Source organism: Arthrobacter sp. MYb221, assembly GCF_002979835.1.
Taxonomy (GTDB): domain Bacteria; phylum Actinomycetota; class Actinomycetes; order Actinomycetales; family Micrococcaceae; genus Glutamicibacter.
This window is the reverse complement of the sequence record NZ_PCPW01000007.1, coordinates 193,082-210,874: the sequence shown is the minus strand read 5'-3', so window position 1 is coordinate 210,874 and position 17,793 is coordinate 193,082. Positions and strand designations below refer to the sequence as shown.

Annotated in this window: 18 protein-coding genes; 12 read left to right on the top strand and 6 right to left on the bottom strand. The window is 58.9% G+C overall.

What is annotated here, in order from left to right:
* Positions 1 to 29 precede the first annotated feature (29 nt).
* Complete coding sequence (locus CQ015_RS10870) at positions 30 to 1,538, bottom strand: CoA-acylating methylmalonate-semialdehyde dehydrogenase (protein WP_105650101.1); 1,509 nt, start codon at positions 1,536 to 1,538, stop codon at positions 30 to 32.
* A 124-nt stretch (positions 1,539 to 1,662) separates the two neighbouring features.
* Between CQ015_RS10870 and CQ015_RS10865 the strand changes: the two genes are divergently transcribed.
* The gene (locus tag CQ015_RS10865) at positions 1,663 to 3,285 is read left to right on the top strand and encodes a PucR family transcriptional regulator (RefSeq protein WP_105650100.1); all 1,623 of its coding nucleotides are present in this window, start codon (positions 1,663 to 1,665) and stop codon (positions 3,283 to 3,285) included.
* A 52-nt stretch (positions 3,286 to 3,337) separates the two neighbouring features.
* The gene (locus CQ015_RS10860; RefSeq protein ID WP_105650099.1) at positions 3,338 to 4,150 is read left to right on the top strand and encodes a shikimate 5-dehydrogenase; all 813 of its coding nucleotides are present in this window, start codon (positions 3,338 to 3,340) and stop codon (positions 4,148 to 4,150) included.
* On the opposite strand, the gene CQ015_RS10855 is transcribed toward CQ015_RS10860, so the two are convergent.
* Together CQ015_RS10855 and CQ015_RS10850 are read right to left on the bottom strand one after the other, a co-directional pair.
* The gene (locus CQ015_RS10855; protein WP_105650098.1) at positions 4,147 to 6,123 is read right to left on the bottom strand and encodes an acyl-CoA dehydrogenase family protein; all 1,977 of its coding nucleotides are present in this window, start codon (positions 6,121 to 6,123) and stop codon (positions 4,147 to 4,149) included. The two genes, CQ015_RS10860 and CQ015_RS10855, sit on opposite strands and share 4 nt — an antisense overlap.
* Positions 6,124 to 6,357: 234 nt before the next feature.
* Positions 6,358 to 7,023 carry a metalloregulator ArsR/SmtB family transcription factor gene (locus tag CQ015_RS10850; RefSeq protein ID WP_105650097.1) on the bottom strand — a complete coding sequence of 222 codons (666 nt, stop codon included), beginning with the start codon at positions 7,021 to 7,023 and terminating at the stop codon, positions 6,358 to 6,360.
* 93 nt (positions 7,024 to 7,116) lie between these two features.
* Between CQ015_RS10850 and CQ015_RS10845 the strand changes: the two genes are divergently transcribed.
* Positions 7,117 to 7,533 carry a hypothetical protein gene (locus tag CQ015_RS10845; protein ID WP_105568679.1) on the top strand — a complete coding sequence of 139 codons (417 nt, stop codon included), beginning with the start codon at positions 7,117 to 7,119 and terminating at the stop codon, positions 7,531 to 7,533.
* Positions 7,534 to 7,619: 86 nt separating this feature from the next.
* Here the strand turns inward: CQ015_RS10845 and CQ015_RS10840 are convergent, their stop codons facing one another.
* Both CQ015_RS10840 and CQ015_RS10835 read right to left on the bottom strand, forming a co-directional pair.
* On the bottom strand, positions 7,620 to 9,002 hold the full coding sequence (locus CQ015_RS10840; RefSeq protein WP_105568680.1) for an aspartate aminotransferase family protein: 1,383 nt from the start codon (positions 9,000 to 9,002) through the stop codon (positions 7,620 to 7,622).
* Complete coding sequence (locus CQ015_RS10835; protein WP_105553304.1) at positions 8,999 to 9,472, bottom strand: Lrp/AsnC family transcriptional regulator; 474 nt, start codon at positions 9,470 to 9,472, stop codon at positions 8,999 to 9,001. Before CQ015_RS10835 ends, CQ015_RS10840 begins: the two co-directional genes overlap by 4 nt.
* A 270-nt stretch (positions 9,473 to 9,742) precedes the next feature.
* Between CQ015_RS10835 and CQ015_RS10830 the strand changes: the two genes are divergently transcribed.
* From CQ015_RS10830 to rpsN, 9 genes are all read left to right on the top strand, one after another.
* A complete protein-coding gene (locus tag CQ015_RS10830) occupies positions 9,743 to 10,975 on the top strand; it encodes a PotD/PotF family extracellular solute-binding protein (protein ID WP_105650096.1) in 1,233 nt (410 codons plus the stop codon).
* A 10-nt stretch (positions 10,976 to 10,985) separates the two neighbouring features.
* Positions 10,986 to 12,209, top strand: a complete 1,224-nt coding sequence (locus CQ015_RS10825) for a PotD/PotF family extracellular solute-binding protein (protein ID WP_105553302.1) — start codon at positions 10,986 to 10,988, stop codon at positions 12,207 to 12,209.
* A gap of 6 nt (positions 12,210 to 12,215) precedes the next feature.
* Complete coding sequence (locus CQ015_RS10820) at positions 12,216 to 13,376, top strand: ABC transporter ATP-binding protein (protein WP_105553301.1); 1,161 nt, start codon at positions 12,216 to 12,218, stop codon at positions 13,374 to 13,376.
* Complete coding sequence (locus CQ015_RS10815) at positions 13,373 to 14,305, top strand: ABC transporter permease (protein WP_105553300.1); 933 nt, start codon at positions 13,373 to 13,375, stop codon at positions 14,303 to 14,305. The genes CQ015_RS10820 and CQ015_RS10815 overlap by 4 nt, the downstream gene beginning before the upstream one ends.
* Positions 14,306 to 14,314: 9 nt before the next feature.
* Positions 14,315 to 15,112, top strand: coding sequence for an ABC transporter permease (locus CQ015_RS10810; protein ID WP_105553366.1), 798 nt, complete (start codon positions 14,315 to 14,317; stop codon positions 15,110 to 15,112).
* Positions 15,113 to 15,521: 409 nt separating this feature from the next.
* Positions 15,522 to 16,022 (top strand): MarR family winged helix-turn-helix transcriptional regulator, encoded by a 501-nt coding sequence (locus CQ015_RS10805; protein WP_105650095.1) that lies wholly within the window; start codon positions 15,522 to 15,524, stop codon positions 16,020 to 16,022.
* 332 nt (positions 16,023 to 16,354) lie between these two features.
* Positions 16,355 to 16,591, top strand: coding sequence for a 50S ribosomal protein L28 (gene rpmB, locus CQ015_RS10800; RefSeq protein ID WP_096283268.1), 237 nt, complete (start codon positions 16,355 to 16,357; stop codon positions 16,589 to 16,591).
* Position 16,592: 1 nt separating this feature from the next.
* A complete protein-coding gene (rpmG, locus tag CQ015_RS10795) occupies positions 16,593 to 16,763 on the top strand; it encodes a 50S ribosomal protein L33 (protein ID WP_022874359.1) in 171 nt (56 codons plus the stop codon).
* Between the two features lie 3 nt (positions 16,764 to 16,766).
* Entirely contained in the window at positions 16,767 to 17,072 is a 306-nt protein-coding gene (gene rpsN, locus CQ015_RS10790; protein WP_060702423.1) for a 30S ribosomal protein S14, read from the top strand.
* Between the two features lie 91 nt (positions 17,073 to 17,163).
* On the opposite strand, the gene CQ015_RS10785 is transcribed toward rpsN, so the two are convergent.
* Positions 17,164 to 17,775 carry a DUF1992 domain-containing protein gene (locus CQ015_RS10785; protein ID WP_105650094.1) on the bottom strand — a complete coding sequence of 204 codons (612 nt, stop codon included), beginning with the start codon at positions 17,773 to 17,775 and terminating at the stop codon, positions 17,164 to 17,166.
* Positions 17,776 to 17,793: the final 18 nt, after the last annotated feature.

Here is a 17,793-nt window from a genome sequence, read left to right as displayed (position 1 = left end):
ACTCAAACCACGTGGGCACGCGGGGAAAATTAGTCGTTCTGCGGGAAGCCGAGGTTGATTCCGCCGTGGCTCGGGTCCAGCCAGCGCTTGGTGATCACCTTGTTGCGGGTGAAGAACTTGAATCCCTCCGGGCCGTAGGCATGCTGGTCGCCGAACAGCGAGGCCTTCCAGCCGCCGAAGGAGTGGTAGCCCACCGGGACCGGGATGGGCACGTTCACGCCCACCATGCCGACCTGGATTTCGTTCTCGAAGCGGCGCGCGGCGCCGCCGTCGTTGGTGAAGATCGCGGTGCCGTTGCCGTACTTCGAGGCGTTGATCAGCTCGATGCCCTCGTTGAAGGTATCCACGCGGACCACCGAGAGCACCGGGCCGAAGATCTCATCGGTGTAGATGGACATGTCGGTGCCGACGTTGTCGAACAAGGTGGGGTGCAGGAAGAAGCCGTTGCCGTCCGCGTCCAGCGCCCCGGTGCGGCCGTCGACCACCAGCGAGGCGCCGGACTCGATGCCCGCCTCGATGTAGCCGGCGACCTTGTCGCGGTGCTCGCCGGTGATCAGCGGGCCCATATCGCAGCCGCGGGTGCCGTCGCCCACGCGCAGGTTCTTGGCGCGCTCGGCGATCTTGGCGACCAGCTCGTCGGCGATGTTCTCCAACGCCACCACCACGCTGATCGCCATGCAGCGCTCGCCGGCCGCGCCGAAGCCGGCGTTGATGGCCATGTCCGCGGCCAGATCCAGATCGGCGTCGGGCAGCACGAGCATGTGGTTCTTGGCGCCGCCGAAGGCCTGGACACGCTTGCCGTTGGCGGTGCCGGTGGAGTAGACGTACTGGGCAATGGGGGTGGAGCCGACGAAGGACACCGAAGCGATGCGCGGATCGTTCAGCAGCGTGTCCACGGACTCCTTGTCACCGTGCACCACATTGAGCACGCCCTCTGGCAGGCCCGCCTCGGCGAACAGCTCGGCCATCCACTGGGCCGCGGAGGGATCCTTCTCCGAAGGCTTGAGCACTACCGCGTTGCCCGAGGCGATGGCGACCGGGAAGAACCACAGCGGCACCATGGCCGGGAAGTTGAAAGGGGAAATGATGGCGGAAACGCCGACCGGCTGGCGCTGGGACTGCACGTCCACACCGGTGGAGGCGTTCTCCGAGTATTCGCCCTTGAGCAGGTAGGGGGCGTTGCAGCACAGCTCGACAACTTCCATGCCGCGGGCCACTTCACCCAGTGCGTCATCGAGCACCTTGCCGTGCTCCGCGGTGATGATGGCTGCCAGCTCGCCCTTGCGCTCGGCGAGCAGCTGGCGGAAGTTGAACATGATCGCGGTGCGGCGGGCCAGCGAAGTATCGCGCCACTTGGGGAATGCTGCGTGGGCTGCGGCGATGGCGGCTTCGGTGGTGTTCTTGGACGCCAAGGCGACTTCGCGGGCAATCTCGCCGGTGGCAGGGTTGTAGACCTTGCCGGTGCGGGTGTCGCCTTCGCCGGAGAACGGTGCGTTATTGACCCAGTGCTGCAGAGTTTCGGTCATCGTAGTCGTCATGAGAAAGTCCCTTCAAGTGCGTTCGTGGTTATCTGATTCCATCTTGCGCCACCAATATGACAAGTAACACAAGCGATGTGTCATGATTTAGGCGGAAGGTCTTACGCTTTGTAAAGGTTGACGGATGAGTGCTGAAACAACTGGTTCCCTGACCATGGCCGACGTGCTGGCGCTGAAGGTCGTGCAGAACGCCGAACCGCTGGTCCTTTCGGGGGAGAAGAACCTCGATGTGCGCCTGCGCTGGGTGCATGTCACCGAGTCGGCAGAGAACGTCGATCTGCTCTTCGGCCGCGAAGTCGTGCTCACCACCTTGCGGAATGTGGAGCCCAGCGTGCAGCGGCTGCGTGCGTTCATGACCAAGCTGGAGGATTCCGGAGCGGCCGGGGTGGTGGTGGAACTGCTGGAGGATCCCGGCGGCGCGGATGCCGGCATCGGCGCACGCCTGGCCGAAGCGGTGAATGCCCTGGCGCTGCCGGTGATCCGGTTGCGCAAGAAAGTGCGTTTCGTGGAGATTACCGAGGTCATCCACGAGCGTCTCGTGGCGGAACAGCTGGCCGCGGTGCAATTTTCCCGAAACGTCCACGAGATCTATACCGAGCTTTCGCTGCATGAAGCCGATGAACAGCGCATCGTTGAGCGCACGGCGGAGCTTTTGCAGGCTCCGGTGGTCTTGGAAGATGTCCGCCACCATGTGCTCGCCCACGCCGGTGCCGGATACGGGGCCGAATCGGTGCTGGAACACTGGATCAATCGCTCGAAATTCGTCGGATACGCCGAACAGACCGGGCGTGGCCACGGCGCCGAAAGCTGGCTGCAAACCCCGGTCGGCGCGGTCCGCAGCCGATGGGGCAGGCTGGTGGTTCCGGCCGAGCTCGAGGACGAGCACAACGCCGCCCTGGTCTTGGAGCGGGCGGGCCAAACCTTGACCATCGCCCGATTAGCCGGCCGCGACCAGCGCGAACTTCTCTACCAGGCCCGCACCTCGATGCTGCACGAGCTGCAGCAGCACCAATCCTACACCGACAAGGAAGTGGCCGTACGGGCCGAGTCTCTTGGCCTGGATGCCGGAGCGCACTATGTCCCGCTGGTGGTCTCGCTGGCCGTGGGGGAGGCCCACAGCCCCACGGACATCCAGCTCCGCGAACGAGAAGTGCTGGAAGTCGTAGACCAGGTGGCCGAGAATATGCGTCTGGGAGTGCTCGCCGGATCGCTGCGCTCCGGATACCTCGGGGTCATTCTCCCCGTCGCGGCGAAGCAGCTGGTGGAAAACTCGCTGCAGCGGTTCACCCGACAGCTGACCGAGATGCTCTCCGCCCAGGTCGCCGTCGGGGTGGCGGCCGAAGAAACGAGCATCAGCGCGAGCGCTCGCCGGTTGGAAGAGGCGGCCCTCGTCGCGGAGATCGTTCCCAACCTCCCGACCCGAGCCCGGCCCTACTACCGCTTCGCGGACCTGCGCTTGCGCGGGGTGCTCTCGGCCATGGGCCAGGATGCGCGCATGCGCAGCTTCGCGCTGACCGAACTATCCGGGCTGCTGAACCCGCCAGATGAATCCGGCCTGGAGCTGCTTCAGCTATATCTGGAGCATGCAGGCAACAAAAGCGCGTTGGCCAAACAGGGCTACCTCTCGCGGCCAACCCTGTATGCCCGATTGGCGAAGCTCGAAGAGAAGCTTGGGGTATCGCTGGATTCTGCAGAATCCCGAGCCAGCTTGCAGGTAGCGTTGCTTTGGTATCGAATGCACGGATAACTGGATCCGGCAGTTGCACCCACCACGAGGCCAGCGGAGAAACGGAGCACCCATGCCCATACTGAACAAAGATATGACCCTGTGCATTTCGCTCTCGGAGCGTCCCTCGAATCTCGGCACGAGATTCCACAACTACCTCTACGAGGAACTCGGGCTGAACTTCATCTACAAGGCGTTTGCTACCCAGGATCTGGACGGTGCCATCGCCGGGGTTCGGGCCTTGGGCATCCGCGGTTGTGCCGTCTCAATGCCGTTTAAAGAAGATGTGATGGAGCTCGTGGACGTCATCGAGCCCTCGGCAGCGTCCATAGAATCGGTGAACACCATCGTCAATGACCAGGGTGTGCTTCGCGCGTCGAATACCGACTACGAAGCCATAGCGAAGTTGATAACCCACCACGGGCTGAACCCGAACGCCTCGGTGCTGGTCCGGGGATCCGGAGGCATGGCGAAGGCGGTCGTCGCAGCATTCCGCGACGCGGGATTCGAAAACTTGACGGTGCTGGCCCGCAACGCAGCTAGTGGAAAGGAACTGGCCACGAAGTATGGCTACCGCCATCAGGTTGGCGACCCCGAACCAGGGCACGATATTTTGGTGAATGTGACCCCGTTGGGCATGGACGGGCCGCACCAGCAGGAGCTGGCCTTCGAATTACCCCATCTAGCGGCCGCAGAAACCGTCTTCGACGTGGTAGCTTTTCCGGCGCAGACACCGTTGATCCGCGCCGCAGAACAGCTGGGGAAACAGGTCATTACCGGTGCCGAGGTCATCGCCTTGCAAGCGGCGGCGCAATTTGAGAAGTACACCGGAATTCGGCTCAGCGAGGACCAGGTGCGACGCGCTTCGGAGTTCTCCCGCAGCTAGTCCGCGCTGGGGCGCCGCGCGGCGGCGCCGTAGGGTCTGCGGACATCCTCGCGAGGTTCCGCGGACCATTCGGCGATCCACGGGCCGGTGCCTTCCGAGACGTCACGCACGCCCTCTTCGAGCCATTGGAAGTCACCATCCAATAGCTTGGCGGCAACCTGTTCGTCACGGTGCGTGGTATTGCTCCACAGGTGGCTGAAGTGCTCTTCGCAGCGTTTGGTCGCCTGTTCGCAAAATGCCTGGGCCAGGGTTTCGGCAGAGAATCTTTGGGCGGCGCCCGAATCGTGGAGCGACAAGGTCTTGGTGATCGTTGCGGACATGGCGAACAGCTCGGCGCCGATGTCCACGATGCGTCCCAGGAATACCTGCTGTTTCTCCATGCCGGACTGCCACCTCGCCATTCCGGCAAAGGTCTGGCGTGCCAGGCGGCGTGAACTGCGTTCGATATACCGCAAGTGCTTGGCCAGCGGCCCCCGGTCCGAAAAGGACCCCGGCACGGTACCGGCTCCGACCATCAGCTTTGGCAGCCAGCGGGCATAGAAGCCGGAGGCCTCCATGGCGGCTCGGGCCTTTTCCTCCAGCGTGGCATCGCTCTGCGCCAATGCCCCGGCGGCTTGGAGGTGAGCGTCAACCGCCTCGCGGGCGATCAACAGGTGCATGATTTCGGTGGAGCCCTCGAAGATGCGGTTGATGCGCAGGTCGCGCAGCAGCTGCTCGGCCGGGACCGCCCGTTCGCCCCGGGCGGCCTGGGAAGCGGCGGTTTCGAAGCCACGGCCCCCGCGGATCTGAATGAGCTCATCGGCGATCTTGCAGGCGGCTTCGGAACTGTAGAGCTTGGCGAGCGCCGCTTCGATGCGGACATCTTTCATTCCCGCATCGGCGAGGCTCGCGCTCAGTTCAAAGACCGCCTCCAGCGCGTAGGTGCTTGCCGCCATATAGGAGAGCTTGGCGACCACCGCCTGGTGCTTGCCCACGGGGTGGCCCCATTGCACCCTGGCTGCGGACCATTCGCGAGCAATTTTTGTTGCCCATTTCCCGGCGCCCGCGCACATCGCGGGAATTGACAACCGTCCGGTGTTCAAGGTGCTCAGCGCGATTCTCAGCCCCGAGCCCTCTTTGCTCAGCCGATTCTCCACCGGTACCTTGACGGCGGAGAAACGGGTGACACCGTTTTCAATCCCGCGTAGCCCCATAAATGCGTTGCGGTTTTCCACCGTGATGCCCGCAGAGTTCGCCTCGAGGACAAACGCGGTGATCCCGCCTCGTCCTGCCGGCTCGGTTCCGCAGGCTTCGTGGGGCTTCACCGCTGCCATCACCACCAGCAGGTCTGCCACTACGCCATTGGTGGTCCAGAGCTTCGAACCTTCCAGAAGATAATGCGTACCGTCCTCGCTCAACGTCGCGTGGGTGCCCAAGCGCGCCGGATCGGAGCCGACATCGTTCTCGGTCAGGAGAAAGGCGCTGATTTCCCCTGCCGCGCAGCGTGGCAGGTATTCGCGTTTCTGGGCATCCGTGCCGAAGCGCTTCACGGGCTCTGGGACGCCGATGGATTGGTGCGCCGAAAGCAGCGCGCCGAGTGCGGGGGACACCGAACCGACGCGCATCAAGGCGCGCCCATAATCCAGCAAGCTCAGTTCCAACCCGCCGTATTCCTCAGGGATTTTCATGCCGAACGCGCCCACTTCCCGGAGCGCGGCTATGTATTCATCCGGTACGCGTGCGTCTTCTTCAATACCGGAAACGTTGAAGCCATCCAGCACGGTTTTCAGCTCGGCAAGGAATTTTTCTCCGCGCGCCGCGGCCTTCGGGTCCGGAACTGGCATTGGGGTGATCAGCGAGAAATCAACCTCACCCATATAGAGGCCCTTGGCGAAACTAGGCCGTTCCCAGCCTTGCTCGCGAGATGTCTCGGCAACTTCTCGGGCTTGGGCCGCGTCGATGCTTGCGCTTGATGGTTCCGGATTCGGGCACATGGCAGATCCTTTGCACTCCAGGCGCGTTTTGCCCTGGTGGCATCTGCGCCTGTCCTTTGGTTGGCCCAAGCCTAGCCCTGAACTAGCAGACAAGAAAGGGGGCGTGCCTTGGTGTGCAGAAGAGGTACCGCCACTCGATGAAGAAGTCGAACAGCACCGATGGCTGCTGGCCGGCGAGCACCACGGAGCATGAAGCGAAAATGCTGCAAGGCCTAGCCCTAGCATTGCCTCTCGCTAGGTCAGCGGGTCCAAACGTACACAGCAATGCCCGGTTTCTGGTGTGACCGGACAGGCACGATAAGGGGCATCGCCGGATTCGAGGAGCGCCGCTAAGAGCTCGCGGTTCATCAGGCATACGGTGTCCCGGTGCTGTGCCGAAAGCTGGTGGAAGGGACAATCGGTGAGGTGAATTGAGCCTGCGGTATCCGTCTGTGGCAGATAGCCGCCATTGGTCAGGGTCTGTTGCAGGGAGTCTTTGGAGGCCGCGATACCCCGTCCGGTTTCGCGCGAGACTTCGGCGAGCAATTCATTGATCGGCCGTTGTTCCAGTGTTGCCCGTTCGATGGCTTTGGCCATAATTTGAGCGGCCAGCGTGTATTCGCGGTGCGGGACGCTTGCCTCGATCTCCCGGGCAACGGGTGAATACAGTTTTGCGGGACGTCCCGAGCCGGGGCCGGTGTTTTCGCGCAGCTTGCGAAACTCATAGCTCAGCAGGCCCTCTTTGACCAGCCGTTCAAGCTGAAATGACACCGTATTTCGCGGCAGTTCCAGCGCTTGCGCCACCGCATCGCGGCTGGCCGGCTCCGCGGAGCGGGAGAGGAATTCGTAGATTCTCGCGCGGAGCGGGTCGGCTAATGCGGAGACCGCCTGGACCGAACGTTTGCGGGGAAAGAACTGCATAAGTTAAGTGTAAATCTAAAATTGGTTTTTGTTGACTTAGAGAGTGCGGGGTTCTAAAATAAGATTATCTGATTTTAGAAAGGAGGGGTGGACATGGCTTCGACGGCTATGAGCGCAGCGGAAGTCCGCTCGCGCGCACTGGAGCATCAGGCGTTCGTGCTGCTGCGCACAATCTTTACGGTGGCCCCGATCTTGTTCGGCTTGGACAAGTTCTTCAACTTGCTCACCGACTGGACGGTTTACCTCGCACCATTGGCCACCGACATCATTCCGGTGTCGGCCCAACAATTCATGTACGCCGTCGGTATCGTGGAAATTGCCGCCGGCATCTTGGTGGCTCTGCGGCCAAAACTGGGTTCTCTCGTGGTGAGCCTCTGGCTGCTGGGAATCATCGTGAACCTGCTGATCCTGCCCGGGTACTTTGACGTTGCCTTGCGCGACTTCGGACTGCTAGTCGGCGCACTGGCGCTCAATCGGTTGGCTGCGGCACGAGCGGCGGCGCACCGATAGAGCTGACTTCCAGATGAATATAGCGACCGGCTCCTTGACGGAACCGATCGCTATATCCAGTTTGGAGCCTATTGTCCTGGGGCCGACTAGATCTTGTTGGAGGCCTCAGAAAGTACCGCACGCAAGATCGATTCAATTTCATCGAATTCCGGTTGCGCGATGGTTAGCGGGGGCGCAAGCTGGATGACTGGGTCTCCTCGGTCATCGGCGCGGCAGTACAGCCCGGCCTCCCACAACGCAGGGGAGAGATACTGGCGGAGCAGCCGTTCGGATTCCTCATCGTTGAAGGTCTCCTTGGTGCTCTTGTCCTTGACCAGTTCGATCCCGTAGAAGTACCCGGCACCGCGAACGTCACCGACGATATCCAGGTCCTTGAGTTTGTCCAGCGTCGACTTGAAATTCTCGGCATTGTTCTTGACATTGTCGTTGAGTCCCTCGCGCTCGAAAATGTCGAGGTTTGCCATAGCAACGGCTGCCGCCACCGGGTGACCGCCAAAGGTATAACCGTGATAGAACGTGGTGTCGCCCTTGGTGAATGGCTCGAAGAGCTTGTCCGAAACCACCATGACGCCCAGGGGTGCGTAACCGCTGGTGAGCGCCTTCGCCGAGGTGATGATGTCCGGAACGTAGCCGAAGTCATTGCAAGCGAACATCGAGCCGATGCGGCCGAATGCGCAGATGGTTTCGTCTGAAACGAGTAGCACATCGTGCTCATCGCAGATTTCGCGTACGCGATCGAAGTACCCCGGAGGCGGTGGGAAGCAACCGCCGGAGTTCTGGACCGGTTCCAAGAAAACCGCCGCGACGGTGTCGGGGCCCTCGAACTCGATAGCCTCGCGGATTCTTTCCGCCGCCCACAGCCCGAAGTCCTTTTCATTGTCGGCAAACATTTCGGGTGCTCGGTAGAAGTTGGTATTCGGAACCCTGAAGGTTCCCGGAACCAGCGGTTCGAAGGGTGTCTTCATATCCGGCAAGGAAGTAATCGCCAACGCACCTTGCGGTGTGCCGTGGTAGGCCAAGGCCCGCGAAATGACCTTGGTTTTTCCCGGCAGGCCCTTCATCTTGAAATGTTGCTTGGCAAGCTTGAAAGCCGACTCCACCGCTTCACCGCCACCGGTGGTGAAGAAGACCCTGTTCAGATCTCCCGGTGCATAATGCGCTAGCCGCTCGGCCAGGTCGATTGCCGGTTCGTGCGCGTAGGACCAAAGCGGCATAAACGCCAACTTTTCGGCCTGTTTGGCGGCCGCTTGCGCAAGCTCGGCGCGCCCGTGTCCGGCGTTGACCACGAACAGTCCCGAGAGCCCGTCAATATACTCCTTGCCCTGATCGTCATAGATCTTATGCCCGTCGCCGCGGGAAATAATTGGCACATTGCCACCGTTGTGAAGGCCTGAGTGGCGGGCCATATGCATCCAAAGATGATCGCGAGCTGCCTGCTGGCGATCGGTACCGCGTGGAGTTGTACTCATCGTGTTCCCCAGTTGTATTCCTGTTTTTTCAAAGAAAGGTACGTGTACGTATTCGTGCTGACGACGCCTTCGGTGCCGCGGATCTTGCTGATGACGCGGAGGAGGTCTTCATCGCTGGAACAAATGACTTCGGCCAGGATGTCGGCGCTTCCTGCGGTCACCACGCAGTAGTCCACTTCTTGAACTGCTGCGATGCGGTCCGCGGTCCCGTTGATGTCGCTTGAAGCGGTAATTCCGATCATTGCTTGCCGGGTGAAACCCAGCTCCAATGGGTTGGTTACCGCCACAATTTGCATGGCTCGACTGTCCACCAATTTCTGCACGCGTTGACGGACTGCTGCTTCGCTCAGGCCCACGGCCTTGCCTATCGCCGCGTAGGATCGGCGACCGTCTTCTTGCAGCTGTTCGATGATTTCCTTGGAAATCTCATCGATTATCGCCGTCGCGTGGCCATTCGGTGGCATGGTCATTCGGTATCGACCTCCCAGGTCTTTCGATGCGTATTCGCCACCCAAAAGCATCAAGCGTTTGGGTATAGCACCGACCCTACAGCTACTGATCCAGTTGCGAAAGGGGGAAATTTTGTTTGTTTCCAGCATTGGAAACACGAAATTAACAAGGATTCTTGCGTCCACCCCTTGTTTCGCCAGCAAGGAACTGACATTATGAACGTCATTGATATGTTGTGTGGCACATCACAGTCACCCGATAATTTGGACAATTCAAGTTAGGACAGATCCATGTCTCACTCGCGAGGACAACTTCCTGAAGATCCAAAGATCCGAGCTCTCGTGCAAGCGATGAGCCAGCGATCGATGTCTCGACGCGGCGTGCTGGGGGCAGCCGGCGCCTTGGGGCTAACCGGTTTGCTGGCAGCCTGCGGCACCGGCGGATCCGGCGGTGGCTCCAACGGGCCAGCGGCCGCCGTCAAAGACATTTCGGAAACCGACCCCACGGTCAAATGGGCCAACTGGACCTTGTATCTGGATTATGACGACAAGGAGAAGACCTACCCCACCCTTGACCAGTTCACGAAGCAGACCGGAATCAGCGTCAATTATGTCGAGGACATCGACGGCAACGACACCTATTACGGGAAGGTGCAAGGCCAGCTCAATGCCGGTCAGGACATTGGACAGGACCTGATTACGCTCACCGACTGGATGGCTGGACGCATCATCCGCCAGGGATACACCCAAGAGCTGGATCACGCGAACATCCCAAATATGGCCAATTTGCTTCCGAACCTCCAAAATGTCGACTTCGACCCAGGGCGAAAGAATTCGCTGACCTGGCAGACCGGCTACGCCGGAATCGCTTGGAACAAGAAGAAGTTCCCGAAGGGGCTGAAGAACGTCTCGGATCTTTGGGATCCTGCGCTCAAAGGTCGCATCACGGTGCTCGATGAAATGCGCGACACCATGGGCCTGCTGATGTTGGAAAACGGCGTCGACATTACCGGTTCGTGGGGCGAAGCGGAATTCGGTGCGGCACTAGATGACCTGCGCAAAAACATCGGCAACGGCCAGATTCGACAGGTTAAGGGCAACTCCTACAAGGAGGACTTCATCTCCGGCGACGCGGTGGCAGGCGTTGTCTGGTCCGGGGACATCGTGCAGATGAACTTCGAAAACGATGACCAATGGGAATTCATCATCCCGGAAGCAGGCGGAGCCCTGTGGAGCGATAACTTGATGGTTCCCATCGCTTCACCGCGAAAGAGCAATGCCGAAGAGCTCATGAACTTCTACTATGACCCGAAGGTTGCCGCGGAAGTTGCAGCCTATGTGAACTTCATTTGCCCGGTTGTCGGCGCCAAGGAAGAAATGGAAAAGATCGATCCTAGTTTGGTGGACAACCCGCTGATCTTCCCGACAGACGAAGACCTGAGCCACGCACACGTCTTTCGTTCGTTGAGTGCTGAGGAGGAAAACACCCTCGGCAGTGAATTCCAAAGCGCGATTGGAGCCTAGGGATAAATATATGTCACGCCAACGAGCCATTAACGAACAACGAGGCCGACTTTCCCAAGCCATCGGGCAGGCACAAGCCAGCCGACGCGGAGTGCTTGCCGGGGCGGCAGGCCTTGCGCTCGCTGGACTGCTCGGCGCCTGCGGAACCAAAGGGGCCAGCAGCGGTCCGGCGCAAGCATTAACCCCGGGAATAGATATTTCGGATACCGAAGAACTCGTGCGATGGGCAAACTGGACCCTGTACTTGGACTATGACGACAAGGCCAAGCACTATCCAACGTTGGAACAGTTCAAGAAATCCAGTGGTTTGGAGGTGCGGTACGTAGAAGACATCGACTCCAATGATTCCTACTACGGAAAGGTGCAGTCGCAGCTGGCATCCGGACAAGATATCGGCCAAGACCTGATGGTTCTCACCGACTGGATGACCGAACGCGTGATTCGGCTGGGATACGTACAGGAGCTTGAGCATGCAAATATTCCGAACCTGAAGAATTTGCTTCCCAGCCTGAACGATGTCCGGTTCGACCCTGGACGCACCAAGTCACTGACCTGGCAGTCCGGTTACACCGGTCTGGTATGGAACAAGGAAGCGTTCCCCAAGGGGCTACGCAATGTGGAAGACCTCTGGGCTCCTGAGCTCAAGGGGCGGGTGACGCTACTCGACGAGATGCGCGATACCATCCCGATTCTGCTCCTTGACCAAGGTATCGATATCACGGGCCAATGGGGTCAAGACGAATTTTCCGGCGCGATCGAAATTGTGGAGAAAAACATCCAAAACGGACAGATCCGCCAAGTTAAGGGCAACTCCTATAAGCAGGACCTCATCTCAGGCGATGCATTGGCCGGGATCGCTTATTCCGGCGATATCACGCAGCTGAACTATGAAGAGGGCAACAAGTGGGAGTTCATCATGCCCGAGCGCGGTGGATTGATCTGGTCAGATAATTTCATGGTTCCCATCGGAGCGACTCATAAGAAAAATGCCGAAAAGCTGATGGACTTCTACTACCAGCCAGATGTCGCGGCAGAGGTCGCAGCCTACGTCAACTATCTGTGCCCGGTGGTTGGGGCACAGGAAGAAATGGAAAAAATCGACCCGGATCTGGTCAACGATCCGCTGATATTCCCAACCGAAGAATTCCTGAACAAAGCAAGCACGGAACGAGAACTGTCGGTCGAAGAAGAAAACGACTTCCAAAACCAGTTCCAAGAAGTAATTGGGGTATAGAACGTGATGAATACCAACACCGCAGAGCCATCGATCAAGCAGGTGGAACTGCCGCGCAGCGACGGCGCGGACCTGAATCTTAAAGGCGTCACCAAACGCTTCGCGGAATTTATTGCGGTCAAAGACCTGGACCTCATGGTTCCCTCCGGGACATTTTTCGCTCTGCTCGGGCCTTCGGGCTGCGGCAAATCAACCACTTTGCGCATGATCGCCGGATTGGAAGCGCCAAGCGAAGGCCAAATTTCGATTGGCGGCAAGGACGTTACCGCGCTGCCAAGTCATCAACGCGAAGTCAACACGGTCTTCCAGTCCTATGCGCTCTTCCCGCACATGACGGTGCTGGAAAACGTGGCTTTCGGGCTAAAACGCAAAAAAGATAAACAGGCCATGGAAAAAGCCAGGGCCGGGCTCGAAATGGTGGAATTGGCGCACCTGGCAAACCGCCGCCCCGAACAGCTCTCTGGCGGACAGCAACAGCGCGTCGCCCTGGCGCGGGCACTGGTGAACCGACCCCAGGTGTTATTGCTTGACGAGCCGCTCGGCGCCCTCGATATGAAGCTGCGCCGGCAGATGCAGATGGAACTGAAATCCATTCAAACCGAAGTCGGCCTGACCTTCATCCACGTGACGCACGACCAGGAAGAAGCCATGACCATGGCGGATGTCGTCGCGGTGATGAACGAGGGCCGAATCGAACAGATGGGCGCGCCGCGCGACCTATACGAACTTCCTAAAACAGCCTTTGTGGCAAACTTCCTGGGTAAATCAAACCTCATGCGCGGAACGGTTACCGGGGAACGCGACGGACTGCTGGAAGTTGCGGCCTCCGGGCACAAAATAGTCGTCGCCGTGGACCGGGCAGTGCAACACGAAGGCGAGATCGTTGTTGGAGTGCGCCCGGAGAAGCTGCACTTGAACCGTGAAGCGCCCGCCGAGGCGACGGGGTACAACGAGCTCAGCGGTGAGGTTATCGATGTTTCGTTCACCGGAACCACAACCGAATACCTGATCGAAGTCGCTGGCATTGGCCGAATCGGAACTTTTGCGCAAAACCGTGGACAACAATCGGCCGAAGTGGGGGAGACCGTATATCTCAGCTGGGATAGCGCACACTCCTTCGGACTAGCCGGCGATGAACTTGTCGATGCCGGAGTTGATAAGACATGAGCAATACGGTGATGACCAAGAAAGGAAAGATTGCGGATCTGCGCAGCCGCGACGAGATCAAGGCCGAACGACGCAAGGGGCGAACCGGTGTATATCTGGTGGTGCCCGGCCTGCTGCTGCTTTTGTTGTTCTTCGCAGTTCCGGTCATGGTGTTGCTTTCGATGTCGCTGTACGCGAGACCAGAAGGGGCCAGCATCGGTGAATTCGTCCCGGCACTTGAATTCCGCAATTATGCGACGGTGCTCGGATCGTACTGGCCCGACTTATTGCGCTCCTTCGGTTTTGCGCTCATCGCTACGGTGCTGGCACTGCTGATCGGCTATCCGATGGCGTACCTCGTCGCCGTGCGCTTGCGCCAGCATGGGCTGCTTCAAGGAATCTTGCTGGTCCTGCTGATCGCACCTTTTTTCTCCAGCTTCATTCTGCGCACCCAGGCGTGGAAGCAAATCCTGGCTGATGAAGGATTCGTGGCACAAACGATGAAATTCCTTGCGATCCTGCCCGCGGATGGGCACCTGACCGCCACCCCATTTGCTGTGGTGGCCGGTTTGACCTATAACTTCCTGCCGTTCATGGTGCTTCCCATCTATGCGAACCTTGGCCGATTAGATACGAGACTGCTAGAGGCCTCCGGAGATCTGTATGCCGGGCCAATGACCTCGTTCTTTAGGGTGACGCTGCCGTTGTCTGCGCCAGGTGTTTTTGCCGGCACGCTCTTGACCTTCATCCCGGCGGCCGGCGACTACGTGAACGCTGCGCTGCTGGGCAACAACCGCAACACCACGATGATCGGACAAGTCATCGATTCACGATTCTTCAAGGTCATCGACTACCCGGGAGCCGCGGCGCTGAGCTTCGTGTTGATGCTCTCGATCTTGGTACTGGTCACGATCTATATCCGACGATTCGGAACCAAGGAATTGATGTAGGAGACCATGATGAAACAAAAAATAGGGCGCTGGATCATTCCCGCCATTGCTGGACTGGCTTTCATCTACCTGCTGGTACCGATCGCGTATATCTTCGTCTTCTCATTCAACGATGCAGGACGTACAAACCTTGAATGGCGCGGCTTTACCTTGGACAACTGGCAGAACCCCTGCGGTGCGCCGGCTGTTTGCGAATCCTTGGTCAATTCCTTGCAGGTCGGCGTGGTTGCCACGATCGTGTCCACCGCGCTGGGCACCTGTATTGCTATCGGCCTGGTCCGCTACAAGTTCCGCTTCCGCAAGCTGACCGACGTGCTGATCATCCTTCCCCTGGCAACTCCAGAGGTTGTTCTCGGTGCTTCGCTCCTGGCCCAGTTCCTGAACCTCGGGTGGGAATTGGGGTACACCACGATTGTGATCGCGCATTCGGTGTTCTGCATGTCCTTCGTCATCGTGACAGTTCGGGCTCGAGTCTCTTCGCTGGATCCGCGCCTGGAAGAAGCAGCAGCCGACCTGTACTCCACCCCGCGGGCAGCCTTCTTGAAGGTCACCTTCCCGCTGTTGGTGCCCGGCATCGTTGCCGCAGCGTTGCTGTCCTTCGCGATGAGTTTTGACGATTTCATCATCACGAACTTCAACTCCGGAACCTTCCAGACCTTCCCGAAGTTCATCTATGTTGCGGCGACACGTGGCATTCCGGCTCAAGCCAACGTCATCGGTTCGGCCATGTTCATCACTGCGTTGCTGGTGGTAGTCATTGGACAGGTGATGGCCTATCGAAAGCGCAAACGCCTAGAGCAGGTCTAGGGCAGCATAACCATTGCCCGGGGTCCGCCGGTTCCTCCGCGTTGAGGAGCCGGCGGGCTCTGCCAGTTGGAGCAGATAATTGGGACTAGTTATTTGAGAACCCCGGGGCAAGGTGCTGGTCGCGGGTTCCGCTTCGGCGCTCGATGATATTCTCCGATTAGCTGTCGAACCGTGGCTCGAAGCATTGAGGCCCTGAATATCTTGCGACGTTCGCTGAGCCCAACCCTCGGGAACATCGTGGCCTTTCAGCTGCGGGTCGGCAGCTCGGGGTCGCTTACCTGCAGTACTGCAGGAGCGGAGCTGGCCTCAGTATCCGGCAGGCGACAGGGTAGGATTCAACCGATTAGAATATTCCCACAATGTGGTAACGACTTACTGCGTGTGCGGTAGAGGAATGGTGTGAAAATACATGGGTGAACAGGTCGTCTGGCTTTCTGCTGAAGAGCGAAAGGCCTGGCTGGGGCTGAACACAATGATGTCCTTGCTGCCCGCCGCATTAGATTCAGACCTTCAAGGCCTCGAAGGGATCACTCTCTTCGACTACCATATGCTGGCCATGCTTTCCGAAACGCCGGACCGTGAACTGACCATGACCGATCTGGCCGCTCGCACCAGCGCTTCACTGTCGCGCTTGTCTCATGTGGTGAAGAAGCTGGAGAAGCGCGGATGGGTAGTTCGTGCTCAATCTGCCGGAGACGCGCGTGTGAAGATCGCCTCATTAACCAAGGAAGGTTGGGACGCGGTGGTCAAGATGGCACCGCATCATGTCTCCACCGTCCGTGCGCTTCTCCTTGAAACCTTGGATGACAAGGACGTTAAGGATCTTTCGAGGATTTCGCGCAAGGTCGTGAAGGTTTTGGACGCGGATCACTGGGTCTTAGCGGATTCCACCTCCGATTTGGCTCCCTGAGCAATCCCAGATATTCTTATAGCGCGTTAATCGCGTGTTTCGTTGTGCCGCCATTTCGGTGGAGCAGCGGGTACGCGTAGCCCGTAATACCGAATATTGCGACCATCTGAGTACGGGGAAATTGCTCAACCGGTTGCGAAGTTCACCGACTTACATACTTTAAGGCTCTTCGGTTGGTTCTCACCCAGCCTGGTTACCTTCCTAGTGTGCAGTATTAACGGTGTTTCACTGGTTGGCGGGGCTCATAACGCACTAAGTGGTGTCGTTATTTCGGTAAAGACACTGCGCGCGAGAACCGCCGAATTTTACTACTAACTAACTAAGGAGTGATCATGGCAGCTGTTTGCCAGGTAACCGGTACTACCCCGGGCTTCGGACATAGCATCTCCCACTCGCACCGTCGCAACAAGCGTCGTTTCGATCCGAATATCCAGAAGAAGCGCTACTGGGTTCCGTCCCTGCGCCGCAACGTGACCTTGACCCTTTCGGTTAAGGGCATCAAGCTCATTGACGTTCGTGGCATCGACGCTGTTGTTGCCGACATGCTTGCGAAGGGTGTGAAGCTCTAATATGGCAAAGAAGGATAAGGACGTACGTCCTATCATCAAGCTGAAGTCGACCGCCGGTACCGGATTCACTTACGTGACCCGCAAGAACCGTCGTAACGATCCAGACCGCATGGTTCTGAAGAAGTACGACCCAGTTGTCCGTAAGCACGTTGAATTCCGAGAGGAGCGCTAAGACATGGCCAAGAAGTCCAAAATCGCAAAGAACGAACAGCGCAAGGTCATTGTCGAGCGTTATGCTGAAAAGCGCCTCGAACTGAAGAAGACCTTGGTTGACCCGAACGCAACCGATGAAGCCCGCGAGGCTGCACGCGTTGGTCTGCAGAAGCTTCCACGCGATGCTTCGCCGATCCGCGTCCGCAACCGCGACTCCATTGACGGCCGTCCACGTGGTACCTTCCAGAAGTTCGGTATCTCCCGTGTTCGCTTCCGCGACATGGCACACCGTGGTGAGCTTCCGGGCATCACCAAGTCTTCCTGGTAAGCCACAAAGTCTTACGGCTTTAGCTTTCTAGCACGAATGCCGCCTCAATCCCGCAAGGATGTGAGGCGGCCTTCGTCGTTTAATCCGCCAGCTACTTGCGACGCGACCACCAGCGGCGCCTCGACGTAGGCGCTTGCTGCGTCGGTTCAACATTCTGGACGGTCCGGCGTGCTGTCCAGGCCCGCACCTCGGCCTCGATATCGCGCAGTTTGGTGACCACCGGTGGACCGCCGAGTAACTGGCGGCGAGCGTCGATTATGCGCTGATTAAAATTGGCGAGGTGCTCGCGTACCGCGGCGGTAGTGGGCAGGCGATCTAGGGTCTGGTGTAGCTGCTCGTCTTCAACACGCAAGGTCAAGGCCGGCGGACCGAGACCGGAGAGCTGCTCTCGCTGCATCATGGATTTTAACCACCAATCTGGATCGGTAGTGGCCGTGATGTGGTCAATATTCTTGCCAGCCAAGGGCAGGTTATCGAAATCTCCTCGGGCGAAAGCCTCATCCAAGGCGCTATTTGCCACTTCCCAGGCTTCATCTTGGGCATGATATTGCAGGGGTGTACGCGCCGGTCCGGTGACGCTTGGCTTACCCGTTTTCTCGGCATACTCGTCTACCGGAACCGGCGCATCGGAGCCGGCGGCCATTTGATAGCGGGCGGCATTCAACGCTGCGTTCTGGGCCGATTTCTCCGGTTTGTTGCTCACCTGATAATGATGGCATCC